This window comes from Pantoea sp. LS15 (assembly GCF_012241585.1).
Taxonomy (GTDB): Bacteria; Pseudomonadota; Gammaproteobacteria; order Enterobacterales; family Enterobacteriaceae; genus Enterobacter.
Window position 1 is genome coordinate 26,455 of record NZ_JAAVXA010000011.1, and the last position, 24,386, is coordinate 50,840.

General features: G+C 55.1%; 25 protein-coding genes and 1 pseudogene. 14 read left to right on the top strand and 12 right to left on the bottom strand.

Translation table 11 applies throughout. From position 1 onward, the window contains the following. Window positions 1-23 precede the first annotated feature (23 nt). Window positions 24-866 (bottom strand): 23S rRNA (adenine(2030)-N(6))-methyltransferase RlmJ, encoded by an 843-nt coding sequence (locus HED65_RS15910; protein WP_114979293.1) that lies wholly within the window; start codon window positions 864-866, stop codon window positions 24-26. A gap of 177 nt (window positions 867-1,043) precedes the next feature. On the opposite strand from HED65_RS15910, the gene prlC reads away from it, so the two are divergent. After that, a complete protein-coding gene (prlC, locus tag HED65_RS15915; protein ID WP_114979294.1) occupies window positions 1,044-3,086 on the top strand; it encodes an oligopeptidase A in 2,043 nt (680 codons plus the stop codon). Between the two features lie 7 nt (window positions 3,087-3,093). Continuing rightward, window positions 3,094-3,846 carry a 16S rRNA (guanine(1516)-N(2))-methyltransferase RsmJ gene (rsmJ, locus tag HED65_RS15920; RefSeq protein ID WP_049005596.1) on the top strand — a complete coding sequence of 251 codons (753 nt, stop codon included), beginning with the start codon at window positions 3,094-3,096 and terminating at the stop codon, window positions 3,844-3,846. A 97-nt stretch (window positions 3,847-3,943) separates the two neighbouring features. Here rsmJ and uspA read toward each other — a convergent pair whose 3' ends face one another. Further along, on the bottom strand, window positions 3,944-4,381 hold the full coding sequence (gene uspA, locus HED65_RS15925) for a universal stress protein UspA (RefSeq protein ID WP_003861223.1): 438 nt from the start codon (window positions 4,379-4,381) through the stop codon (window positions 3,944-3,946). Between the two features lie 284 nt (window positions 4,382-4,665). Between uspA and uspB the strand changes: the two genes are divergently transcribed. Continuing rightward, window positions 4,666-5,001 (top strand): universal stress protein UspB, encoded by a 336-nt coding sequence (gene uspB / locus HED65_RS15930; protein WP_028018336.1) that lies wholly within the window; start codon window positions 4,666-4,668, stop codon window positions 4,999-5,001. A gap of 43 nt (window positions 5,002-5,044) precedes the next feature. Here the strand turns inward: uspB and HED65_RS15935 are convergent, their stop codons facing one another. Then, a complete protein-coding gene (locus tag HED65_RS15935) occupies window positions 5,045-5,452 on the bottom strand; it encodes a hypothetical protein (protein WP_114979296.1) in 408 nt (135 codons plus the stop codon). 84 nt (window positions 5,453-5,536) lie between these two features. Further along, complete coding sequence (pitA, locus tag HED65_RS15940; protein ID WP_114979297.1) at window positions 5,537-7,036, bottom strand: inorganic phosphate transporter PitA; 1,500 nt, start codon at window positions 7,034-7,036, stop codon at window positions 5,537-5,539. Window positions 7,037-7,264: 228 nt separating this feature from the next. Here pitA and HED65_RS15945 point away from each other — a divergent pair, with 228 nt between their 5' ends. From HED65_RS15945 to HED65_RS15955, 3 genes are all read left to right on the top strand, one after another. Continuing rightward, window positions 7,265-8,458: a BaiN/RdsA family NAD(P)/FAD-dependent oxidoreductase gene (locus HED65_RS15945; RefSeq protein ID WP_114979382.1), complete on the top strand. Its 1,194-nt coding sequence runs from the start codon at window positions 7,265-7,267 to the stop codon at window positions 8,456-8,458. 109 nt (window positions 8,459-8,567) lie between these two features. Beyond that, on the top strand, window positions 8,568-8,966 hold the full coding sequence (locus HED65_RS15950) for a potassium channel family protein (protein ID WP_114979298.1): 399 nt from the start codon (window positions 8,568-8,570) through the stop codon (window positions 8,964-8,966). 68 nt (window positions 8,967-9,034) lie between these two features. Then, window positions 9,035-10,060, top strand: coding sequence for a TerC/Alx family metal homeostasis membrane protein (locus HED65_RS15955; protein ID WP_028018065.1), 1,026 nt, complete (start codon window positions 9,035-9,037; stop codon window positions 10,058-10,060). 43 nt (window positions 10,061-10,103) lie between these two features. On the opposite strand, the gene HED65_RS15960 is transcribed toward HED65_RS15955, so the two are convergent. Continuing rightward, window positions 10,104-10,763, bottom strand: coding sequence for an HAD family hydrolase (locus HED65_RS15960; RefSeq protein WP_114979299.1), 660 nt, complete (start codon window positions 10,761-10,763; stop codon window positions 10,104-10,106). A 239-nt stretch (window positions 10,764-11,002) separates the two neighbouring features. On the opposite strand from HED65_RS15960, the gene HED65_RS15965 reads away from it, so the two are divergent. Further along, window positions 11,003-11,530 (top strand): NlpC/P60 family protein, encoded by a 528-nt coding sequence (locus tag HED65_RS15965; RefSeq protein ID WP_114979300.1) that lies wholly within the window; start codon window positions 11,003-11,005, stop codon window positions 11,528-11,530. Between the two features lie 5 nt (window positions 11,531-11,535). Here HED65_RS15965 and HED65_RS15970 read toward each other — a convergent pair whose 3' ends face one another. Further along, window positions 11,536-12,330 (bottom strand): SDR family NAD(P)-dependent oxidoreductase, encoded by a 795-nt coding sequence (locus HED65_RS15970; RefSeq protein WP_114979301.1) that lies wholly within the window; start codon window positions 12,328-12,330, stop codon window positions 11,536-11,538. Window positions 12,331-12,362: 32 nt separating this feature from the next. After that, window positions 12,363-12,485, bottom strand: a pseudogene (locus HED65_RS22730) (LysR family transcriptional regulator); the annotation flags it as partial. A gap of 364 nt (window positions 12,486-12,849) precedes the next feature. Between HED65_RS22730 and arnB the strand changes: the two are divergent. From arnB to arnF, 7 genes are read left to right on the top strand one after another with little or no spacing between them, the layout of a single operon-like run. Continuing rightward, window positions 12,850-13,989 carry a UDP-4-amino-4-deoxy-L-arabinose aminotransferase gene (gene arnB, locus HED65_RS15980; protein WP_114979302.1) on the top strand — a complete coding sequence of 380 codons (1,140 nt, stop codon included), beginning with the start codon at window positions 12,850-12,852 and terminating at the stop codon, window positions 13,987-13,989. A 1-nt stretch (window position 13,990) separates the two neighbouring features. Beyond that, window positions 13,991-14,974, top strand: coding sequence for an undecaprenyl-phosphate 4-deoxy-4-formamido-L-arabinose transferase (gene arnC, locus HED65_RS15985; protein ID WP_114979303.1), 984 nt, complete (start codon window positions 13,991-13,993; stop codon window positions 14,972-14,974). Then, window positions 14,971-16,953 (top strand): bifunctional UDP-4-amino-4-deoxy-L-arabinose formyltransferase/UDP-glucuronic acid oxidase ArnA, encoded by a 1,983-nt coding sequence (arnA, locus tag HED65_RS15990; RefSeq protein ID WP_114979304.1) that lies wholly within the window; start codon window positions 14,971-14,973, stop codon window positions 16,951-16,953. Before arnC ends, arnA begins: the two co-directional genes overlap by 4 nt. After that, window positions 16,950-17,852, top strand: a complete 903-nt coding sequence (arnD, locus tag HED65_RS15995) for a 4-deoxy-4-formamido-L-arabinose-phosphoundecaprenol deformylase (RefSeq protein ID WP_114979305.1) — start codon at window positions 16,950-16,952, stop codon at window positions 17,850-17,852. The genes arnA and arnD overlap by 4 nt, the downstream gene beginning before the upstream one ends. Next, window positions 17,849-19,504, top strand: a complete 1,656-nt coding sequence (gene arnT, locus HED65_RS16000; protein ID WP_114979306.1) for a lipid IV(A) 4-amino-4-deoxy-L-arabinosyltransferase — start codon at window positions 17,849-17,851, stop codon at window positions 19,502-19,504. Before arnD ends, arnT begins: the two co-directional genes overlap by 4 nt. Next, complete coding sequence (gene arnE, locus HED65_RS16005; RefSeq protein WP_209313423.1) at window positions 19,504-19,839, top strand: 4-amino-4-deoxy-L-arabinose-phosphoundecaprenol flippase subunit ArnE; 336 nt, start codon at window positions 19,504-19,506, stop codon at window positions 19,837-19,839. The genes arnT and arnE overlap by 1 nt, the downstream gene beginning before the upstream one ends. Then, window positions 19,836-20,240 (top strand): 4-amino-4-deoxy-L-arabinose-phosphoundecaprenol flippase subunit ArnF, encoded by a 405-nt coding sequence (gene arnF / locus HED65_RS16010; RefSeq protein ID WP_114979308.1) that lies wholly within the window; start codon window positions 19,836-19,838, stop codon window positions 20,238-20,240. The genes arnE and arnF overlap by 4 nt, the downstream gene beginning before the upstream one ends. Here the strand turns inward: arnF and acpT are convergent. The 5 genes from acpT to HED65_RS16035 are packed head-to-tail and all read right to left on the bottom strand — an operon-like array spanning window position 20,173 to window position 24,386. Further along, entirely contained in the window at window positions 20,173-20,790 is a 618-nt protein-coding gene (gene acpT, locus HED65_RS16015) for a 4'-phosphopantetheinyl transferase AcpT (RefSeq protein ID WP_114979309.1), read from the bottom strand. The genes arnF and acpT overlap by 68 nt on opposite strands. A gap of 2 nt (window positions 20,791-20,792) precedes the next feature. Beyond that, window positions 20,793-22,022 carry a beta-ketoacyl-ACP synthase gene (locus HED65_RS16020; RefSeq protein ID WP_114979310.1) on the bottom strand — a complete coding sequence of 410 codons (1,230 nt, stop codon included), beginning with the start codon at window positions 22,020-22,022 and terminating at the stop codon, window positions 20,793-20,795. Continuing rightward, window positions 22,019-22,750, bottom strand: coding sequence for a 3-ketoacyl-ACP reductase FabG2 (locus HED65_RS16025; RefSeq protein WP_114979311.1), 732 nt, complete (start codon window positions 22,748-22,750; stop codon window positions 22,019-22,021). Before HED65_RS16025 ends, HED65_RS16020 begins: the two co-directional genes overlap by 4 nt. After that, the gene (locus HED65_RS16030) at window positions 22,747-23,220 is read right to left on the bottom strand and encodes a hotdog family protein (RefSeq protein ID WP_114979312.1); all 474 of its coding nucleotides are present in this window, start codon (window positions 23,218-23,220) and stop codon (window positions 22,747-22,749) included. Before HED65_RS16030 ends, HED65_RS16025 begins: the two co-directional genes overlap by 4 nt. Beyond that, window positions 23,217-24,386, bottom strand: coding sequence for a beta-ketoacyl-[acyl-carrier-protein] synthase family protein (locus HED65_RS16035; protein ID WP_114979313.1), 1,170 nt, complete (start codon window positions 24,384-24,386; stop codon window positions 23,217-23,219). Before HED65_RS16035 ends, HED65_RS16030 begins: the two co-directional genes overlap by 4 nt.

Below are 24,386 nucleotides of genomic sequence, written 5' to 3' on the forward strand. Positions count from 1 at the left end.
ATAGTTTCCACCGATGGCTGTGATTACTCAGGCACGATCCAACTGACGGTGGCATGTCCTGTCCCGGCCGGTACCAGCGTTTTGTGCAGCCATGGCAGCACGTTGTTCATTTGCGCTTCGAGCTTCCACGGTGGGTTGATGACAATCATACCGGAGGCGGTCATGCCGCGCTGGTCGCTGTCCGGGCGTACTGCCAGTTCAATCTGCAGAATTTTGCGGATGCCGGTCGCTTCCAGGTCTTTGATCATGCGTTTGATTTGCGCGCGCAGTACTACTGGATACCACAGGGCATAAGTACCAGTCGCAAAGCGTTTGTAACCTTCGTGGATACCGGTCACCACTGCCTGATAGTCGGTTTTGATTTCGTACGGCGGGTCGATCAGCACCAGGCCACGACGGGAAACCGGTGGCAATTTGGCTTTCAGCTGCTGATAGCCATCGGCTTTTTCCACGCGAGCGCGGTTATCTTTCTGGAATTCAGCGCGCAACAGCGGGAAATCACTTGGGTGCAGCTCGGTCAACTGGATGCTGTCCTGCTCGCGCAGCAGTTGACGGGCAATCAGCGGAGAACCAGGGTAGTAGCGCAGCTGGCCGTTGCGGTTGAAATGGTTCACCACGCCGATATACGGCTCCAGCTCGGCGGGCAGATCGTCCTGCTGCCAGATGCGGGCGATCCCTTCCAGATATTCACCGGTACGCTCGGCGTGTTCGCCGCTCAGCTGATAGCGCCCCGCGCCCGCGTGGGTGTCCAGATAGAGAAACGGCTTCTCTTTCTCTTTGAGTGATTCGATGATCAGACTCTGAACGGTGTGTTTGAGGACGTCGGCGTGGTTGCCTGCGTGAAAGCTGTGGCGATAACTGAGCATGGGTAATGAAATTCCGCTGAAATGACGATTTGCCACAGTTTACAGCAGAACGGCACAGATTACCCGTCGGCACGGTAAGCGCAGCCATTGAAATCCTCTACACTTAACCCCATTACTGGACCATATGCACAGCGCCGGATGCGCGCTTCATTCATCTTATTCAACAGGACAGCGTTTATGACCAATCCATTACTGACGCCTTTTTCGTTGCCGCCATTTTCTAAAATCCTCCCTGAGCATGTGGTTCCAGCCGTTACGCAATCGCTGGACAACTGTCGCGCGGCGGTAGAAAGCGTGGTAGCGCAGGGCGCGCCGTACAGCTGGGAAAATCTGTGTCAGCCGCTGGACGAAGTGGGCGACGTGCTGGGGCGTATCCTCTCCCCGATAAGCCACCTGAACTCGGTAAAAGACAGCCTGGAGCTGCGCGAAGCCTATGAACAGACGCTGCCGCTGCGCTCCGAGTACAGCACCTGGGTCGGCCAGCACGAAGGGCTCTACAAGGCCTACCGCGACCTGCGTGATGGCGACCACTACGCCGAACTGAACACGGCGCAGAAAAAAGTGGTCGATAACGCCCTGCGTGAATTTGAACTGTCCGGGATTGGTCTGCCAAAAGAGAAGCAGACCCGCTACGGTGAAATTGCCGCGCGTCTGTCTGAACTGGGCAACCAATACAGCAACAATGTGCTCGATGCCACCATGGGCTGGACGAAGCTGATTACCGACGAAGCCGAGCTGACGGGCATGCCGGAAAGCGCGCTGGCGGCGGCAAAAGCCCAGGCCGAAGCGAAAGAGCAGGAGGGTTTCCTGTTAACCCTGGATATCCCGAGCTATCTGCCGGTCATGACCTACTGCGACAACCAGGCGTTGCGTGAAGAGATGTACCGCGCTTACAGCACCCGCGCCTCCGACCAGGGGCCGAATGCCGGTAAATGGGACAACAGCCCGGTGATGGCAGAAATCCTGGCGTTGCGTCACGAGCTGGCGCAATTGCTGGGCTTTGAAAACTATGCCGATAAATCCCTTGCCACCAAAATGGCGGAAAACCCGCAGCAGGTACTCGATTTTCTGACCGACCTGGCCAAACGCGCCCGTCCTCAGGGTGAGAAAGAACTGGCCCAACTGCGTGCTTTCGCGAAGGCGGAGTTCGGCGTGGATGAGCTGCAGCCGTGGGATATCGCGTACTACAGCGAAAAACAGAAGCAGCACCTCTATAGCATCAGCGATGAGCAACTGCGTCCTTACTTCCCGGAAAATAAAGCCGTTAACGGTCTGTTCGAAGTGGTTAAGCGCATCTATGGCATCACCGCGAAAGAACGTACCGACATTGACGTCTGGCATCCGGACGTGCGTTTCTTCGAACTGTATGACGAGAAGAACGAACTGCGCGGCAGTTTCTACCTCGATCTCTATGCGCGTGAAAACAAACGCGGCGGTGCGTGGATGGATGACTGTGTGGGACAGATGCGTAAAGCGGATGGTTCCCTGCAGAAACCGGTCGCCTACCTGACCTGTAACTTCAATCGTCCGGTGAATGGTAAACCTGCGCTGTTTACCCACGACGAAGTGATCACCCTGTTCCACGAGTTTGGTCACGGTCTGCACCATATGCTGACCCGCATCGAAACCGCAGGCGTGGCCGGGATCAGCGGTGTGCCATGGGATGCGGTCGAACTGCCAAGCCAGTTTATGGAAAACTGGTGCTGGGAGCCGGACGCGCTGGCGTTTATCTCTGGTCACTATGAGACCGGCGAACCGCTGCCGAAAGAACTGCTGGATAAAATGCTGGCGGCGAAAAACTACCAGGCGGCGATGTTTATCCTGCGTCAGCTGGAATTCGGCCTGTTTGATTTCCGCCTGCACGCCGAGTTCAGCCCGGAGCAGGGGGCTAAAATCCTCGAGACTCTGGCTGAGATTAAAAAGCAGGTTGCCGTCATTCCTGGGCCAACCTGGGGCCGCTTCCCGCACGCGTTCAGCCACATCTTCGCAGGCGGCTACGCGGCAGGTTACTATAGCTACCTGTGGGCCGACGTGCTGGCGGCAGATGCCTTCTCTCGCTTCGAAGAAGAAGGGATTTTTAACCGCGAAACGGGCCAGTCGTTCCTCGATAACATCCTGACCCGCGGAGGTTCTGAAGAGCCGATGGAGCTGTTCAAACGCTTCCGTGGCCGCGAGCCACAGTTGGATGCGATGCTTGAGCATTACGGGATTAAAGGCTGATTGTTACGTGAAGATCTGCTTAGTCGATGAAACAGGCGCCGGAGACGGCGCCTTATCTGTTCTGGCCGCCCGCTGGGGGCTGGAGCACGATGATGAAAACCTGATGGCGCTGGTGATGACGCCAGAGCATCTCGAATTACGTAAGCGCGACGAACCGAAACTCGGCGGCATTTTTGTCGACTTTGTCGGCGGTGCTATGGCACACCGACGTAAGTTTGGCGGCGGTCGTGGTGAAGCGGTTGCCAAAGCGGTCGGTATCAAAGGGAGCTATCTGCCGGATGTGGTGGATGCCACGGCGGGGTTAGGGCGTGATGCGTTTGTGCTGGCATCCGTGGGTTGTCATGTGCGGATGCTGGAACGGAATCCGGTGGTGGCCGCACTACTCGACGACGGTCTGGTGCGTGGCTATGCAGACCCGGAAATCGGCCCGTGGTTGCAGGAGCGTTTGCAACTGATCCACGCCTCCAGCCTGACGGCGCTGACCGATATCACTCCGCGCCCGCAGGTGGTCTATCTTGATCCGATGTTCCCGCATAAGCAGAAAAGTGCGCTGGTGAAGAAAGAGATGCGTGTGTTTCAGTCGCTGGTGGGACCGGACCTGGATGCAGATGGTTTGCTGGGGCCTGCTCGCCAGTTAGCGACGAAGCGTGTGGTGGTAAAACGCCCTGACTATGCGCCGCCGCTGGCGGACGTTGCGACGACCAATGCGGTGACCACCAAAGGGCACCGGTTTGATATTTATGCCGGTACGCCGGAATAAAAAAAGCCGGGTGGCGGCTTCGCCTTACCCGGCCTGTGTCCTCGATCTATTCCCTCTCCCGCCGGGAGAGGGTTAGGGGGAGGGGAATTTAACGCACTTACTCGTCTTCTTCGTCACGCAGTGGAACAATCAACATATCCACGTGAACGGTGTTAATCAGCTGGCGCGCTGAAGACATCAGCTTGCTCCAGAAGTCCTGGTGGTGACCGCATACCACCAGATCCATATCGTATTTCTTAATCGCATCGACCAGCACCTGACCCAGGTCGCCGCTACCGCTTAAGGTTTCGGTGATCGGATAACCTGCGTTAGTCGACAGTTCGCTCAGAGCGTGGTGAGTCTCTTCGGAGATGCGTTTCTGCATATCGCCGAGATTGACGTCGATCAGACCGGTATAGAGGTCGGAGTAATTCACATCAACGTGAATCAGGGAAACTTTCGCGTTGTAGGGACGCGCCATGGATACTGCTTTATCAACCAGTACTTTGCTCTCCGGGGAGAGGTCTACCGCGATGAGAATGTGTTTGTAAGCCATAGTGTTACTCCTTCCTTAAGTTATCGATGACTAATACGAGAATGCCGTCGTCTGATACATTCATTACGGCCCAGTTAAACATATTTTTCAAGCTTTGGTGTTGATAACGATTAACCTTGTGGCAAAAAAATTAACGGATCTCCTACACTATTTAATGAGCCGTTCGGATTTTAAAATGCGAACCGGATCGATTTTTGGTCATTCTTTCACTGAACTGTCTGTCAGGGCATTGGGGTGCGGTAGCTCAGAAGCCTTGCTTCGTGGGCGGACGCCGGGGAGGATGTATGATTAGCACCGTCGCATTGTTTTGGGCGCTATGTGTGGTTTGCATAGTGAATATGGCGCGCTACTTCTCATCGTTACGTGCGCTGTTGGTGGTACTTCGTGGTTGCGATCCGTTGCTTTATCAGTATGTGGACGGTGGAGGTTTCTTCACCTCGCATGGACAGCCCAGCAAACAGATGCGTCTGGTGGGATACATCTACTACCAGCGCTACCGCGATCATCACGATGAAGAGTTTATCCGTCGTTGCGAGCGCCTGCGTCGTCAGTTCATTTTGACCAGCGCCTTATGTGGTCTGGTCGTGGTCAGTATGGTTGCATTGATGATTTGGCATTGAGCTTCACAGCAGGCGGGGTAAGCCCCGCCTGATTTCATCTGGTTCAGGGCGTAACTGAGAACCGGAGATTTGAGATATTGTCCTGAATTGAGATAACTTTCCCGCTATAGGTAATTTTCACTTCCCCGTTTGTATCCATACTGGCAGCGGTAATCGTGCCTGTACCTTCAATAACAGGATGCTTCATAGCAAGCTGATGGATAACGTCGGCATCATTCCCTGATATTTCCCCCGAGAGGTAGTAACGGTAGATTGTTGGCACGGTTGCGCCACCCTGATTGTTCACGGTCATATAGAGCCAGACGCTATCAGATAATTTATAAACGCGCTGTAGCTCATCGCTCTTTTGCTGACTGGGCTGGTGGTTTAACCAGAGAAAACCAATGACCAGCGCCAAAAGCGAAACGGTAACAAGGCGATGAATCCATTTAATAGCCGTTTTGAATGGCATCGTCTATTCCTTCCAGGATATTGCGTTGGTTCCAAAAAAAAGCGGGTCAGTTTCCTGACCCGCTTTTTTGTCGCCTTCAACTGATTAGATCAGCTTCAGCGAAATCCAGTACAAACCGCCAGACAACAGGATAGAGGCCGGGAGGGTGAATACCCAGGCCATCAGAATGTTGGTTACGGTTTTGCGCTGCAGACCGCCACCGTCAACAATCATGGTACCTGCCACGGACGAGGAGAGTACGTGGGTGGTAGACACTGGCATACCGGTATAGCTCGCCAGACCGATAGACACAGCTGCCGTCATCTGCGCGGACATACCCTGCGCATAGGTCATGCCTTTCTTACCGATCTTCTCGCCGATGGTGGTCGCCACACGACGCCAGCCAATCATCGTACCGATACCGAGTGCCAGCGCGACAGCCATGATGATCCAGATTGGCGCGTACTCAATGGTGTTGAGCATATCGCTTTTCAGTTTCTTCAGCAGACGCTTGTCGTCAGTACTCACGTCAGGCAGCTTCGCCACTTTATCTGTCACATCAGAGATGCACAGCATAATGCGACGTAGCTGACCACGCTGCTCAACGGTCAGTTTGTCATAACTCTCGATAGTACCCAGCATACCTTTCGCACGTTCCAGCGCGTTAATCGCATTAGCCGGATGGCAATGGAACTCGCCTGGCACAGTGGTGGCACCCGCTTCCGGAGAAGGAATCAACTGGTCAACGCCGGTCGCTTTCTTCAGAAGATCAGGATGCTGCTGGAAATAGATTTCGACGTTGTTCACCGCATCACGGGTACGGGTGATTTCGTATCCGGAGGCATTCATGTTAACCACGAAACCTGCTGGCGCAACGCCAATCAGAACCAGCATCACCAGACCAATGCCTTTCTGACCATCGTTCGCACCGTGTGAGAAAGCCACGCCGATTGCTGAAATGATCAGAGCGATACGTGTCCAGAATGGCGGTTTTTTCTTACCGTCTTTCTTCTCACGCTCGGCCGGAGTCAGGTGAATACGGGAGCGCTTTTTCGTGTTGCTCCAGTAACGACGCAGGATGAAAATTAATCCGCCTGCAACCACCAGACCCACAATAGGGGAGATGATCAGAGAGCCGAAAATACCCAGTACTTTAGGAAGGTTCAGCGCATCAACAACCGATGTACCGGTCATCAGGGCGTTAGTTAACCCGATACCGATAATCGCGCCAATGAGAGTGTGAGAACTGGATGCAGGCAGGCCGAAATACCAGGTACCGAGGTTCCAGATAATTGCAGCAAGCAGCATTGAGAACACCATAGCGAGGCCATGGCCAGAACTTACGTTAAGTAGCAGATCCGTTGGCAGCATATGCACAATCGCATACGCAACGCTCAGTCCACCCAGAAGGACACCAAAAAAGTTAAATACCGCCGCCATAACGACCGCCAGTTGCGATCGCATTGCGCGAGTGTAGATAACCGTCGCTACTGCGTTTGCAGTGTCGTGGAAGCCGTTGATCGCTTCGTAAAACAGTACAAAAACCAGAGCAAGCAATAATAAAAGCCCGGTATGTAAATCCAGGCCGGCAAACAAATGTAGCATAGGACGTTACGCCATTTTGAGGACATGAACGCGGCGCATTATCCAGGACAAATGCACGGCGGGCAAAGTGAAATATAGACTTTTTTTGACATACCACCTGATTTGAGAAAAGTGCCTGAAAGGATATTCTTTAAATTTCAATGAAATGGCTTTGTAATATCTTTTTACGCTGGTGTGACCACAGAGGAAACTTTACAATCCGCGGCAGTTAACAAAGAGGGTTTTGACGTGGAAAGGTTTGATGCCGTGGTAATTGGCGCCGGTGCGGCGGGTATGTTTTGTGCGGCGATGGCCGGACAGGCGGGTCGTCGCGTGCTGCTGCTGGATAACGGTAAAAAGCCAGGCCGTAAGATCCTGATGTCTGGCGGCGGGCGCTGCAACTTTACGAATCTGTATGTTGAACCCGCGGCCTATTTGAGCCAAAACCGTCATTTTTGCAAATCTGCACTGGCACGTTACACCCAGTGGGATTTTATCGACCTCGTTGGGAAGCATGGAATTGCGTGGCATGAGAAGACGTTGGGCCAGCTGTTCTGCGATGATTCCGCGCAGCAGATTGTCGATATGCTGGTGGCCGAGTGCGAGAAGGGTGGTGTAACGATGCGCCTGCGCACGGAAGTGCTGGACGTTGCGCGCGATGAGCAAGGTTACACGCTGCAACTCAACGGTGAAACCGTCAGCGCCGATAGCCTGGTGATCGCCAGCGGTGGTCTTTCTATGCCGGGTCTGGGTGCCTCGCCGTTTGGCTACAAGATTGCCGAGCAGTTCGGCCTGAAGGTGCTGCCAACGCGTGCGGGTTTGGTGCCGTTTACGCTGCATAAACCGCTGCTGGAACAACTCCAGACACTTTCTGGCGTCTCGGTTCCGTCTGTCATCACCGCCGAAGACGGTACGGTATTCCGCGAAAACCTGCTCTTCACCCATCGTGGCCTCTCCGGCCCGGCAGTACTGCAGATCTCCAGTTACTGGCAGCCGGGAGAGTTTGTCACTGTGAACCTGGTACCGGACTGCGATCTGGACGCGTTCCTCAACGAGCAACGTACTGCGCACCCGAATCAGAGCCTGAAAAACACCCTGGCAATGCAGCTGCCGAAGCGTCTGGTGGAATGTTTGCAGGTGCTTGGTCAGATCCCGGATGTTTCGCTCAAGCAGCTTAACAGCCGTGAGCAGGAGATGCTGGTTGAGACCCTGACAAACTGGCGCGTACAGCCAAACGGCACGGAAGGCTACCGCACTGCAGAAGTCACGCTGGGCGGGGTCGACACGAATGAACTTTCTTCCCGCACCATGGAAGCGCGCAACGTACCGGGACTCTATTTTATTGGCGAAGTGATGGATGTGACCGGCTGGCTTGGCGGGTACAACTTCCAGTGGGCATGGGCAAGTGCCTGGGCGTGTGCTCAGGCGCTGGCAGAGAAATAATCACGCCCCGCAATTATTGCACCAACTTTTTCCGTCCATTCAACTAAGCTTCGACCAGGTGCCCCGCTGCGTTCGCGGGGCCGTATTCCTATTGGTCAGAGCACACATCATGCAGATACTCAGCATTATTATTTTGCTTAGCCTTACTGTGGTTATCCATTCACTGTGGATGTTTATCGTTCTCAAATTCATTAAGTTAGAAGTCGATTCTGCGGTACGTATTGTTTTACGTAATGTCGGCATCGTAATCTCCATGATTTTCGCCCATCTTCTTGAAGCCGGGCTATTTGCGGCGTTTTATTTTGTCATTGATGCATTTAATGACTGGAACACCAGTTTCTACTTTTCACTGGTCAGTTACGCCACTGTCGGCTACGGCGACGTCACGTTACCCGAGCACTGGCGGCTCATCGGTGGTGTGGAAGGGCTAGTGGGCGCACTGATGGTAGGCTGGTCTGTGGCGGTTCTGGTGGCGGTACTGCAGCGTTTGCGTGGCATGAGCGCCTGAACAACGGGTGTGCTAAAGTAACGATCTTTTTCTGTTACTGGCTTATGTCAGTTTGTATGGTGTTGTGTATGTCTGCTGCTCATCTTGGTTTCCCGACTGAAACCGTTGTTGTCTTTGTTGTGATGGCCGTTGGGGCGATGTTTATCGACCTCTTTATGCACCGTCACGATAAACCGATCTCGCTCAAAAGTGCCGCCATGTGGTCCCTGTTCTGGGTCATGATGGCAATGGCGTTCGCCGGATTCTTGTATGTTCACCACGGTGCAGAGATGGCAAGTCTGTTCCTCACGGGTTACGCCCTTGAAGAGGTGCTCTCTGTCGATAACCTGTTTGTAATGATGGCCATTTTTGCCTGGTTTGGTGTGCCGGATAAGTATCGTCATCGCGTACTTTACTGGGGTGTGCTCGGCGCGATTGTATTCCGTGGCATCTTCGTGGCCATTGGTACCAGCCTGCTGAGTCTTGGACCTTACGTCGAAGTGATTTTCGCGCTAGTCGTCGGCTGGACAGCGGTGATGATGCTCAAACGCAATGAAGAGAGTGACGAGGTGGAAGATTACTCCGGTCATCTCGCTTATCGTCTGGTGAAACGCTTCTATCCTGTCTGGCCGAAAATCAGCAGCAATGCCTTTATTTTGACCCAGAAAGAGGTCGATGCTGAGCTTGAAAAACCGGAAAACCAGGATGTGATGGTTGGGCGTGTTAAGAAGGCCAAGCGCTACGCAACACCACTGCTGCTCTGCGTGGCGGTTGTGGAGCTTTCTGACGTAATGTTCGCCTTTGACTCGGTCCCGGCGATTATTGCCGTTAGCCGTGAACCGCTGATTATCTATAGCGCCATGATGTTCGCCATTCTCGGCCTGCGTACGCTCTATTTCGTACTGGAAGCGCTGAAACAGTATCTGGTGCACCTTGAGAAAGCCGTGGTGTTGTTGCTGTTCTTCGTGGCCTTCAAGCTGGGTCTGAATGCAACCGACCACTTCTGGCATCATGGTTACAGCATTGGCGCGACGGCCAGCCTGTTTGTGGTATTAGGCGTGCTGGCGTTGGGCATTATTGCGAGTGTGATGTTCCCTGGGAAACGTGAGGCCTGATGCACCGCTTTTCTCCCTCTCCATGCAGGAGAGGGAGAAAAGGTTACTTAATCGGTGAATTCCGGCGCTTACGCGGGTGATGGAAATGTCGCCAGTGTGGATCCTGCGCGGCTGCCAGCAGTTCGTGATCGCCACGGGTGTCCCCCCAGGCGCGCAGGTGATACGCGTTGAGATCGCCATACACCTTTTCCAGCCTTGCCACTTTCTGAGCACAGCGGCAGTTATTGCCCGTGATACGTCCTGTCAGCTTACCGTTTTTCACTTCCAGCTGCGTGCCAATTAACTTAATGCCAAGTTTGTCAGCCCACGGCTGCAGCACCAGCGCAGGAGACGCGGAACAGATCGTTACTTCTGCACCGGAGTTCACCTCAGCCGCCACCGCCAGAACCCCTTCCGGGCGCATCAGCTTGTTCCAGTATTTTTCGCAAAAGGCTTCCGCCTGCTGGCGTAACCAGTGCTCATCCACGCCTGTCAGGAACGTTTTAATCAGCACTTCCTTCAGTTCATCGCGCGTCAGCTTGCGGCGAACGCAGTGGAGCGTTGGCAGCGCCATACGCACCAGACGGCCCGCGAAGTAACGTTTACCAAAGGCAAAACGCAGGAAAGGGATAAAGCTGTCGTGGTGCGTTAATGTTCCATCAAAGTCAAAGACAGAGAGCACGTTGGATTTTGCCACCGTCTCGTCGGCAATCATATTGGTCATAAATACGTCTTAGCTGAAATACACATTCTGTTGATCAGTTTACCTGCTTTACCTGGACAGTCCTTACATCACAACCACTTTTTTCTCGATCTTGCGATCTGAAATGAGTCCAATTTTGGTCACCATAAAGATTGGTGAAAAAATGACCTGCCTATATTATCGCCGCATTGAAAGATTTTTCGGGGGAACATTGGCCCTCACAGGTAAGGAATAATTCACTCTCAGATCCTTTTTTAGATATGACGTTCAGATCGCTTATTTCAATCCTCACGTTAAGTTTTGCTTCATTTTCTGCATTCAGTTTTCAACTGCCCGCGTCCATGATTTCGATGAACAGCGCATTTGCAGTATCGCCAGCGAAATCGGCTCTGTTTCACCAGGAAACAGGCCCGCTACGCTCGCGCATTCTCGATCAATACCAGAAGTGGAAGGGGACTCACTATCAGTGGGGCGGAACCACGCATCGCGGAGTGGATTGCTCCGCACTGATGCAACATCTGTTCAGCGAAGCGGCACACCTTAATTTACCTCGCACGACGAGCGAACAGATCCATCGCGGTGTGCAGGTGGCGCAATATCGCCTGAAGGCAGGAGACCTGGTGTTCTTCCAGACGGGACCGAACCGCAAGCACGTTGGCGTTTATATTGGCAATAGCCAGTTTATTCACGCCTCAAGTAGCCAGGGAGTAACGGTCTCCACCCTGACGGATGACTACTGGCAAGAACACTACATTACTGCCCGTCGGGTCGCAGGCAGTACGGCCTGACGACATTAAATGATGTCATCCACGACGCCGCCATCGACGCGCAATGCCGCGCCCGAGGTGGCGGAGGCCTGGGTCGAACAGACATAAATCACCATATTGGCCACCTCTTCAACCGTGGCCGCACGCTGGATAACCGAGCTGGGGCGGTTGGCCATCACAAACTCTTTCGCCAGCTGTTCCAGCGATTTGCCGGTTTTTTCGATTTCATCTTTCATCATTTCGGCGAAACCGTCAGACATCGTCGGCCCTGGCAACACGCTGTTGACCGTCACACCACTTCCCGCCACGAACTTCGCCAGGCCGCGCGCCAGCGAAAGCTGTGCCGTTTTGGTCACGCCGTAGTGGATCATATCCACCGGGATATTGCAGGCCGACTCGGAGGAAATAAATACCACGCGTCCCCAGCCTTTCTGCACCATGCCCGGCAGTAAGGCGCGGGAGAGGCGCACGCCGGACATCACGTTGGTCTGCCAGTAACGTTCCCAGGTCTCATCGTCGGTGGCGTAGAAATCCTGCGGTCCGTAAATCCCGGCGTTGTTGACTAGGATATCGACGTTGCCCGCGACCTTCAGAAGCGCTTTAACCCCTTCTGCTGTGCTGAGATCGGCAATCGCGGCACGCACCTGTACGCCAGGCACTACCTGCTGGAGCTGTTGAATGCCTTTATTTACTGATTCCGTGCTACGGCCATTGACGATCACTTCCGCACCACTTTCCGCCAGACCTCTGGCAATAGCGAACCCGATCCCACCGGTTGAGGCAGTTACCAGCGCCACTTTTCCCGCAAAGTCGATTTTCATCATCTGCTCCCTATCGTTTTAACGTTCGGACCTTAAAGCGTAGCAGGTGATGATGACGGCTCCTGGCTAAAAAGGCGCAATAGCGTTTCGACCTGCTCATCAAGCGGGGCGAGGGAGCGCTTAACAATCAGGTGAAGCGGCGTTGCCCTGCGCAGCCAGCGAATTACCCAAAAACTTTCCAGAAAACCTATAATAAGCGCGACAATTAACTAAAAAGAAAAGTTCCCGGCTATTTCATATTATTTTGGAATAGCCGGGATTTTTTTTGTTTGTTGATGATTGGTTTAAATGAATTCATTTCAAAATGTTGCGAGAGATCACATTAAAAATATTTAATATTAATTTAACTTGTTGTTTTTTAAATGACTGCTAGTTGTCTTATAACGTTGTAAATGTTGTCTTAATTTTTCCCTAAGGAAAGAGAGCTACTTTGATATGAGTTTATGGTTCGTTGAAATAAACGGACTGGCATTTGGTTAATATCAAAAACATGCCATTTTTATTGCAAGGAAATTAATAATGAGTGATTTTCTGCCTTTTTCGCGGCCGTCGATGGGCGCTGAGGAAATTGCGGCACTTCAGGACGTTTTGATGTCGGGCTGGATCACCACGGGGCCTAAGAATCAGGAACTTGAAGAGGCATTCTGTCAACTTACCGGGAACAAGCATGCAATTGCCGTTTGTTCTGCAACAGCAGGAATGCATGTCACGCTGATGGCGCTGGATATTGGCCCGGGTGATGAAGTCATTACTCCTTCCCAGACCTGGGTCTCCACACTGAATATGATCGTGTTACTGGGTGCAACGCCGGTAATGATTGATGTGGACAAAGATACCTTGATGGTGACACCCGAAGCGGTTGAAGCTGCCATCACTCCGCGTACCAAAGCGATTATTCCCGTTCATTATGCCGGCGCGCCGTGTGAAATCGACGCCATCCACGCCATTGGCGAACGCCATGGTATTCCGGTAATTGAAGATGCGGCCCATGCTGCCGGTACTTACTACAAAGACCGTCATGTAGGCTGGAAGGGAACAGCGATTTTCTCTTTCCACGCCATTAAAAATATGACCTGTGCAGAAGGCGGCTTAGTCGTCACGGACAATGCCCAACTGGCACAGCGGATCCGCAGCCTGAAATTCCACGGTCTGGGTGTCGACGCGTATGACCGCCAGACGCACGGTCGCGCTCCGCAGGCAGAAGTGATTTCCCCGGGCTATAAATACAACCTGGCGGATATTAACGCCGCGCTGGCGCTGGTGCAGTTGGGCAAACTGAAAGAAGCCAACAAACGTCGCCAGGAAATTGCTGAACGCTACCTGCGGGAGCTTGCCGATACCCCGTTCCAGCCACTCACTATTCCGTCATGGCCGCATGTGCACGCCTGGCATCTGTTTATCATTCGTGTTGATGAAGCTCGCTGCGGGATTTCACGCGATAACCTGATGGCAGCGCTGAAAGAGAAAGGCATCGGTACCGGCCTCCATTTCCGCGCGGCTCACACCCAAAAATACTACCGCGAGCGTTTTCCTGATGTATCGCTCCCGAATTCAGAATGGAATAGCGCGCGTATTTGTTCTCTCCCTCTTTTCCCGGACATGACTCATGACGACACAACCCGCGTCATTACCGCGCTCCATCAGCTTGCAGGAAATTGATATGTTCAGTGCACCGCCTGTACAAAAAGTTTCTGTGGTGATCCCCGTTTATAACGAGCAGGAGAGCCTGCCTGAACTGATCCGCCGCACAACCGCCGCCTGCGACACCATGGGCAAAGCGTATGAAATTCTGCTGGTGGATGATGGCAGCAGCGATAACTCCGCACTGATGCTGACCGAAGCCGCACAGGCAGAGGGCAGCCATGTTGTTGCCGTGTTGCTCAACCGTAATTACGGCCAGCACTCCGCTATTATGGCCGGGTTCAGCCATGTCACGGGCGATCTGATCATCACCCTGGACGCTGACCTGCAAAATCCGCCGGAAGAGATCCCGCGTCTGGTGGCGAAAGCTGATGAGGGTTATGACGTCGTCGGTACAGTGCGTCAGAACCGCCAGGACAGTATGTTCCGTAAGCTGGCCTCACGCACCATCAACCGCCTTATCCAGCGCACCACCGGTAAAGCGATGGGCGATTATGGCTGCATGCTGCGCGCCTACCGCCGCCATATTGTCGACGCCATGCTTCATTGTCATGAACGCAGCACCTTTATTCCGATCCTCGCTAATACCTTTGCCCGTAAGGCAACGGAAATCCCGGTTATGCATGCCGAGCGCGAGCATGGGGAGTCGAAGTACAGCTTTATGCGCCTCATCAACCTGATGTACGACCTCATCACCTGCCTGACCACCACACCGCTGCGTCTGCTGAGCGTTTTCGGCAGCATCATCGCCGTGGCCGGGTTTGCGCTGTCCGTGCTGTTGGTCGTGCTGCGCCTGGTTTTTGGCCCACAGTGGGCGGCAGAAGGGGTCTTCATGCTCTTTGCCGTGCTGTTTATGTTCATCGGTGCCCAGTTTGTCGGGATGGGTCTGCTGGGTGAGTACATTGGCCGTATTTATAACGATGTTCGCGCACGTCCGCGCTACTTTATTCAACGTGTTGTCCGCCAGGAACACAAAGCATCTCAAGAGGAAAAACACCCATGAAAGCTGTTGTATTTGCCTATCACGATATGGGGTGCACGGGCACGCAGGCCCTGCTGGAAGCGGGCTACGACATTGTTGCAATCTTTACTCATCCGGACACGGCGGGAGAGAATAACTTTTTCGGCTCTGTAGCGCGTATCGCCGCTGAGCGTGGTATTCCGGTTTATGCGCCAGACGATGTAAACCACCCGCTGTGGGTGGATCGCATCCGCGCGCTCGCGCCTGATGTTATTTTCTCGTTCTACTACCGTAACCTGCTTTCCGACGAGATCGTAGGTCTGGCCGCCAAAGGGGCATTCAACCTTCACGGCTCCTTGCTGCCGGCCTACCGTGGTCGCGCGCCGCTGAACTGGGTTCTGGTCAATGGTGAAACCGAAACCGGCGTGACCTTGCACCGTATGGTGCATCGTGCGGATGCAGGCGCTATCGTGGCACAGCAGAAAGTGGCTATTGATGCCGACGAAACGGCGTTGCAGTTGCATCAAAAACTGAATGCAACCGCGCAGACACTGCTGCGTGATGCGCTTCCCACCATCCTCAATGGCACCTTCAGCGAAACTGCACAGGATGAGAGCAAAGCGAGCACCTTTGGCCGCCGCGCGCCGGAAGATGGTCGTCTGGACTGGAACAAACCCGCTCGCCAGCTGCACAACCTGGTGCGTGCGGTAACCGACCCGTGGCCGGGTGCATACAGCTTTGCGGGTGTCAGCAAATTTATCGTCTGGAAATCCCGCGTGCGCGACGACATTCCAGCGGCAAAACCAGGTACCGTTGTTTCTGTCTCCCCGCTGATCGTGAGCTGTGGTGAGCAGGCTCTGGAGATCGTTACCGGACAAACCGATAACGGTCTGTATGTTCAGGGTACTCAACTGGCACAGTCTTTAGGTCTGGTGACAGGGGCGCTGATCACCAGTGCGCCAGTTGTTGCCATCAAACGCCGCACCCGTGTGTTGATCCTCGGCGTGAACGGCTTTATCGGTAACCACCTGACTGAACGTCTGCTCAAGGACGATAACTACGAAATCTATGGCCTGGATATCGGCTCTGATGCGATCAGCCGTTTCCTTGATAACCCGCGTTTCCACTTCGTGGAAGGGGATATCAGCATCCATTCCGAATGGATCGAATATCACATTAAAAAATGCGACGTGGTGCTGCCGCTGGTCGCCATTGCCACGCCGATTGAGTACACCCGTAACCCGCTGCGCGTGTTCGAGCTGGACTTCGAAGAGAACCTGAAGATCATCCGCGATTGCGTAAAATACGACAAACGCATCATCTTCCCGTCTACCTCTGAAGTGTACGGCATGTGTACCGACAAAAACTTCGATGAAGACACCTCCAATCTGGTGGTCGGGCCGATCAACAAACAGCGCTGGATCTACTCTGTCTCCAAACAGCTGTTGGACCGTGTGATTTGGGCCTACGGTGAGAAAGAGGGCCTGCGCTTTACCCTGTTCCGTCCGTTTAACTGGATGGGTCCACGTCTGGATAACCTGAACGCGGCGCGTATCGGTAGCTCACGTGCGATCACGCAGCTGATCCTGAACCTGGTTGAGGGCTCCCCAATCAAGCTTATCGAAGGTGGCAAACAGAAACGCTGCTTTACTGATATCAGCGATGGTATCGAAGCGCTGTTCCGCATCATCGAAAACAAAGATAACCGCTGCAACGGTGAGATCATCAACATCGGTAACCCGGACAACGAAGCGAGCATTCGTGAACTGGCAGAGATGCTGCTGGCAAGCTTTGAGCGCCATCCACTGCGCCATAAATTCCCGCCGTTTGCCGGTTTCCGCGAAGTAGAAAGCAGCAGCTATTATGGCAAAGGGTATCAGGACGTTGAGCACCGTAAGCCAAGCATTCGCAATGCGAAGCGCTGCCTGAACTGGACGCCAACGGTTAAGATGGAGCAGACCATTGATGAGACGCTCGATTTCTTCCTGCGCACTGTGGAGCTTTCGGAACAGGACTCATGAAAAAAGTCGGTTTACGCATTGATGTCGACACCTTCAGGGGGACGCGTGACGGCGTACCCAAACTGCTGGAACTGCTGAGCAAGCACGATGTGCGTTCCAGCATTTTCTTCAGCGTGGGGCCTGACAACATGGGACGCCATTTATGGCGTCTGATTAAACCGGCATTTCTGTTCAAAATGCTGCGCTCACGCGCAGCATCCCTCTATGGCTGGGATATTTTGCTGGCCGGGACCGCATGGCCCGGCAGGCGTATCGGTGCGGGTAATGAAGCGATTATCCGTGAAGCGACACGGCAACATGAGGTCGGCCTGCATGCCTGGGATCACCATGCCTGGCAAGCGTGGGCTGGCGTCTGGGACATATCGCGCCTGACCCGTGAAGTCGAGCGCGGTATGCTGGAGCTGGAGGCCATTACCTGCCAGCCTGTGCGTTGTTCCGCCGTGGCGGGGTGGCGTGCGGATCAACGTGTTGTGAAAGCCAAAGAATCCTTCGCATTCCGCTACAACAGCGACTGTCGCGGTACCGGGCCATTTTTACCGCTGTTAGGGGAAAATCGCTACGGGACGGTGCAGATCCCGGTCACGCTTCCCACCTGGGATGAAGTGGTTGGCCGCGAGGTGAAGGCTGAGGAGTTCAATCGCTACATTCTGGACCGCATGCATCGCGATACCGGTACGCCGGTGTATACCATCCACGCAGAAGTGGAAGGGATTGCGTATCAGCATGATTTCGATGAACTGCTGACGATGGCTGCTCAGGAGGGAATTCAGTTCTGCCCGCTGAGTGAGTTGCTGCCAGACGATCTCAGCGTCCTGCCCGTGGGCAAAATAGTACGTAATGAAATGGCTGGCCGGGAAGGCTGGCTTGGCTATCAACAAACCGTGAGTCCGGTCCCATGAAAACAGCCCGTTATGGCTTAGCGCTTCTCGCACTGTTTATCGTTTACTACCTCATCCCTGTCGATATCCGCCTGCTGTGGCAACCTGATGAAACGCGATATGCAGAAATCAGCCGCGAAATGCTGGCATCAGGAGATTGGGTTGTCCCGCATTTTCTGGGGCTGCGTTACTTTGAAAAGCCGATTGCTGGCTACTGGATCAACAGTATCGGGCAATTGTTGTTTGGGCATACCAACCTTGCCGTGCGTGCCGGGGCCATATTCTCCACCGGGTTTGCGGCGCTGCTGGTCATCTGGATGGCCTGGCGTCTCTGGCGGGATAAACGCGTTGCCATATTCTCCGGCCTTATCTTCCTGACGCTGTTCCTGGTTTACGGCATCGGTACTTATGCCGTGCTGGATCCCATCATCACCCTGTGGCTGGTGGCGGCGATGTGCAGTTTCTGGCTGGCCTCTCAGGCTGAAACCGTAGCCGGAAAAGCAGGGGGGTACGTGCTCCTTGGGCTAGCTTGCGGCATGGGAGTGATGACCAAAGGCTTCCTGGCGCTGGCTGTACCGGTGATTGGCGTGCTGCCGTGGGTCATCGCCCAGAAGCGCTGGAAAGAGGTGCTGATTTTTGGCTGGCTGGCGATCCTGAGCTGTGTGCTTATCGTTCTGCCCTGGGCACTGGCGATTGCACATCGTGAGCCTGATTTCTGGCGTTACTTCTTCTGGGTTGAGCATATTCAGCGTTTTGCCCAGAGCGATGCCCAGCACAAAGCGCCATTCTGGTATTACCTGCCATTCCTGGTCGCGGGTAGTCTGCCGTGGTTAGCGTTGTTGCCAGGCGCGTTCCGTCTTGGCTGGAATGACAGACAAAACACGGCTGGTGGATTCTATCTGCTGGGATGGGTGGTGATGCCGCTGCTGTTCTTCAGTATTGCCAAAGGCAAGCTCCCGACCTATATCCTGCCTTGTTTTGCCCCGCTAGCGATTCTGATGGCGCGCTATGCCTGCCTCGCGGCAGAGCAAAGCGCCCGAGTGCTGCGCATTAACGGGGGGATCAACCTGGCGTTTGGTGCCATCGGCGTGGTGGCCGCTCTGGTCGTCTCGCCGTGGGGGCTCTCTAAACACCCGGTCTGGACGTCGGTAGAACTGTATAAAGTCTTCTGCGCGGTGGTCGCGTTCCTCATTTGGGCCGTGGTGGGCTGGTTTACACTCAGGCAGAGTCAGCAACGCTGGTGGCTGGCAGCGTTGTGTCCAGCGGGTCTGGCGCTGCTGATTGGTTATGCGATCCCTAACCTGGTGGTGGATTCCAAACAGCCGCAATCGCTGGTCGACACCGTGCGCGATCCGCTGCAGGAAAGCCGGTTTGTGCTGGCCAATAACGTCGGTGTGGCCTCTGGCCTGGCGTGGGAGCTTAAGCGTAATGACATCATTCTGTTTGGTCAGAGTGGCGAACTGCGCTATGGCCTGGATTACCCTGATGCGAAAGACCGTTTTGTCGGTAAATCTGATTTCGCCGTGTGGCTGGCGGAACATCGCCAGCAGGGGCGCATATCGCTGGTGATTCTGCTGTCAAAACGCGACGATCTTAAGCGGGCTAATTTGCCAGAACCGGATAGCCTGTATATCCAGGGTCGTCTGGCCTACCTTCAGTATCTACCGAAGTGATGACCTGGCTCTGGCTGATACTGGCAAGCTTGCTCAGCTGCGCGGGGCAGCTTTGCCAGAAGCAAGCCACCCGTCCGGCGAAAGCCGGGCGGCGTGGTGTACATATTGCGCTGTGGCTTGGCCTGGCCCTGTTGGCACTGGGCTGCGGGATGCTGGTCTGGCTGGTGGTCTTACAACGTCTGCCTGTCGGCATTGCTTACCCTATGTTAAGCCTCAATTTTGTCTGGGTGACGCTGGCGGCGAAGACCGTCTGGCGTGAGAACGTTGCTTCGAATCACTGGCTGGGGGTTGGGTTTATCATCATTGGCATTATTGTGCTGGGAGGAAGCCTGTGAAAGGGACGTTCTGGGCCTTATGCAGCGTACTGTTAGTCAGCGCTGCGCAACTGCTGCTGCGAAGCGCCATGCAGGCGCTTCCCCCTGTCAGTGATGTCCTGGCGTTAATTTCTGCCCTGTGGCACTTCTCATCCGGTACCGGTGCGCTGCTGTTGGGGTTAACGGGGTATGTAGCCTCTATGGGCTGCTGGTATCTGGCCTTACATCGTATGGCGCTCAGCAAAGCGTATGCCTTGCTGAGTCTCAGTTATATTCTGGTGTGGGGCGCTGCAATCCTGTTGCCAGGCTGGGAGGAACGTTTCTCCTGGCACGGGCTGGTGGGGGTGGGGTTTATTATTCTCGGCGTGCTGGTGATATTTCTGCCCCGAACGTCTCGTGGTGCAAAATCGCCCCGGGAGTAAGGGTAAACGGGGTGGGGGTGCAGACGGCGAGACTGAGCGAGCCAAACTGAAGCTGGCTCACTGAGTGGCTCTGTGAGGTGCTGTCGATACTGACAATTTGCCAGGCACTGCCGCCTCGCTGCTTCACAATCGCCTCTTTTCGCGTCCAGATCCCCCAGAACGCCGGTAGCTTTGCCTCCGGCGCTTCGCGCTCCAGCTCCGCATGTTCCGCCACGCTGAAAACGGCGTTCGCCAGTGCCTGCCAGTTCTCGCGCGGGCGTATCACTTCGATATCACAGCCCACTTCGCCTTCATCGCTCACCAGCAAGGCGATGTCGTCCCCGCTATGACTCAGGTTAAACCAGAGCCGATGGTCTTTTGCAAAGGCGGGTTTTCCCTGTTCGCCGTACACAATGTCTGGCAGTAGAGAAGGGGACAATGCCCGGGCGAGCAGCGTCCTGCCAGCCAGCCAGGAACGGTGTCTCGCACCCTGAGGTGCCATATCTGCGAGCGTTGACGCCAGCGGGTCCGCGCTAAGGGTGGAGATTTTTCCCAGTATAAACTGGTACATAGTTACGCCCAGCGTTTGATGATGATAGAGGTATTGATGCCGCCAAATGCGAAGTTATTACTTTGCAGATACTCGCAGTCAATCTGACGGGCTTCCCCCATAATATAATCTAAAGCACCGCATTGCTCATCCGGTTCTCTTAAATTGAGGGTCGGGGCAAACCAGCCTTCACGCATCATCTGCACACTCATCCACGCTTCCAGCGCACCACACGCACCTAACGTGTGGCCAAAATAGCTCTTCAGTGAGGAGATGGGGACCCTGTCGCCAAAGATGGCTGCAGTGGCCTGGCTTTCGGCGATATCACCGCGATCGGTGGCGGTACCGTGCGCGGAAATATACCCAATGTCCGCTGCGCGTAAACCTGCCATCGCCAGCGATTGCTCCATGCAAATCTGCATGGTTTCACGCTGTGGTTGGGTGATGTGCGCCGCATCGCAGTTGGTGGCAAAGCCCACGATCTCACCGTAGATGGTCGCCCCGCGCGCTTTGGCGTGCTCCAGCTCTTCCAGAATCAGCGTGCCAGCACCTTCACCAATGACCAGACCATCGCGCTCTGTATCGAAGGGTGACGGCGTGGTTTTCGGCGCGTCATTGCGCTGGCTGGTGGCGAACAGCGTATCAAATACCGCCGCTTCTGACGGACAAAGCTCCTCGGCACCCCCGGCGACCATGACGGTCTGATAGCCGTGGCGAATGGCTTCCCAGGCGTAACCGATGGCCTGACTGCCGGAAGTACAGGCACTCGACGTCGGGATTACGCGGCCACGTAACCCAAAGAACAGGCCGGTATTGACCGCGGTGGTGTGCGGCATCATTTGCACATAGGTGGTGCCGGTAATGTTATTGGTGTGTTTTTCCATCAGCATGGAGGCGAAGTCGCTGACAGGTCCTGTGCTGCCCGTGGATGAACCATAGGCGATGCCGGTTTGCCCCTGCGTCAGTACCGCGTCATCGATCAAGCCCGCCTGCTCAAGCGCCAGTTCGGTGGCGCGGGTGGAGAGCAACGACACGCGGCCCATGGCTCGAATGCGCTTGCGGGTATAGTGTGCCGGGAGGGTGAAATCCTCGATGGGGGCGGCCAGCAGCGTTTGCAGACCGGCATACTCTTTCCACTCCGTCATGGTGCGTACAGCATTTTCGTAGCCAAGCAGACGCTGTGAAATGGTCGGCCAGTCCTCGCCAAAGGCGGTCACGCCCCCCATTCCTGTGATCACCACCCGACGTGTCATAACATCCCCCCGTTGATCGAGATCACCTGGCGTGTCACATAGCCAGCCCGGTCCGACATCAGATAACTCGCCAGCCCGGCCACCTCGTCGGCCTGTCCCATGCGCTGCATCGGGATCATGGACATGGCCTCTTTCAGCGCAGCCTCTTCCATCTCGATCATGCCGGTATCAATCAGCCCTGGTGCGATACAGTTGACGGTAATTTTGCGCTTTGCCAGTTCAATGGCCAGCGCTTTGGTGGCACCGATAATACCGGCTTTGGCGGCACTGTAGTTCACCTGTCCACGATTGCCCATCACGCCTGACACGGACGACAGGGTGATAATTCGCCCGCCTTTGCGGGTGCTTATCATCGGCATAATGCAGGGATGAATGACGTTATAAAAACTGTCGAGGTTGGTGTGGATGACACTGTCCCAGTCCTCTTCGCTGAGCGCCGGAAATGCGCCATCGCGGGCGATCCCGGCATTACTGACCACGCCATACCATGCACCAAACGTACTGATTTCCTGTTCCAGAACCTCGCGGCATTGCTCGCGGTTACCCACGTCAAACGTCAGTAAGCGGCCTGTACCGCCGGCCTGAACAATCGCTTCCAGCGTCTCCTGAGCGCCGTCAGCATCACGATGATAATGCACGCCCACGGTGAATCCGTCAGCCGCAAGCTGACAGGCGATTGCGCGGCCAATGCCTTTGCTGGCACCGGTAACCAGTACGGAACGCGTCATGATGGAGCTCCCTGAGTGAAAAGTGAGGTGAGTTCGTCCTCGCTGGGCTGGAAGGTATTTACGCGGCCCGTGGCAAGAGGGGCGTTATCTGTCTGGATAATGCATTCAAAGCTACCAAAGCGTTCATCCTGCATCAGGCGTTCGATGGTGATGGTTAACGTGGTGCCTGCGGCAAAGCGCCCTGCGCTGCATACCAGCTCGCGCGCACCCAACACCATGCCCAGCGCGCTGTGGGGCAAGCCTTTTTGCAGACGGTGCCATTCAGACCAGACGCCCACAGTCTGGGCCATCAGTTCCAGCGCAAACCAGCCAGGCAGATCGCCGTCAGCGTTCAGGAACGGAGCAAGCACACCGTGCCCGTCGACCGTGACGCTGCACACCGCGCTGCTGTCGGTGACACGCTCAACGCGCTCCAGCAGCATCATCGGCGTGTCGTGAGGCAGGTAGTCACTGGGGGATAAATAACTCATGACACTCTCCCCAGCAGAAGGCTGGCATTGTTACCGCCAAAGGCAAATGAGTTCGATAAAATCACCGGTTTTGTCAGCGGCGCACTCTGATGCAGTAAACCGCAAGGCGGCAGCGTGTCGTCCGGCGCGTAGCGGGAAAAATCCTGCGGTGGCAGCGGCAGATCACGAGTCAGGATCAGCCAGCTTAATGCGGCTTCGGTGATCCCGGCTGCACCAAGCGTATGGCCGGTGAGGTGTTTGGTAGAACTGCACGGTACCCGGTCGCCAAAGAGGGCGTTAATCACGTGTGCCTCAATGCGATCGTTGAGGGGGGTGGCGGTGCCATGCAAATTAATATAGCCCACGTCATCTGCCGTCATTCCCGCCTCGTTCAGTGCCTGGGTAATCGCGCGAATAGCGCCTTCCCCCTCGGGATGTGGGGCAGAGATATGGTAAGCATCGCTCGATTCTCCCGCCCCCAGCAGCGCAACTTGATTCGGTTCGCGGGTCAGCACCATGAGTGCTGCCGCTTCACCGATGGTGATCCCCCGGCGGTCGCGGCCAAACGGTTCGCACTGCGTCGGCGAGAGCGATTCAAGGCTGTTAAAACCGTTGACCGGCATCCGGCTTAAGCTATCTGCACCACCAACAATAGCCACGTCCACCAGTCCGGCATCGATCAGACGCTGTCCGCTGATGATCGCCCGGGCGCTGGAAGAGCATGCGGTCGAAATGGTATACGCCGGGCCATCCAGTTGCAGCCAGTTGGCCAGGAAGCGAGAGGGGTCGCCCAGCTCCTGCTGCGGATACTGCCATTGCGGGCTGCGCTCGCCGTTCAGGGAGAGGCGCACGTACTCATCGCCTTCATCCAGCCCCGAGGTGCTGGTGCCAAGCACCACCGCCACGCGGTCGCGACCCACGCGCGCAATGGCTGCCTCGACGGCAGTCTGAATCTGTGCCAGCGCAGCCAACAACAGCTGATTGTTACGGCTGCGATGTGCTGACAGGTTATCCGGTATCGGCGGTAGTTCACCCTCTACGCCACCCAGCATGGCATCGGGTAACCCTTGCAGCCACCCGGCGCGATGACGCATACCCGGCGCAACCCCGGCGTTCAGGTTTGCCGCGATCTCATCGGCTGAGTTGCCCAGCGCGTTGACCATGCCAACAGCGGAAATGTAAATCAT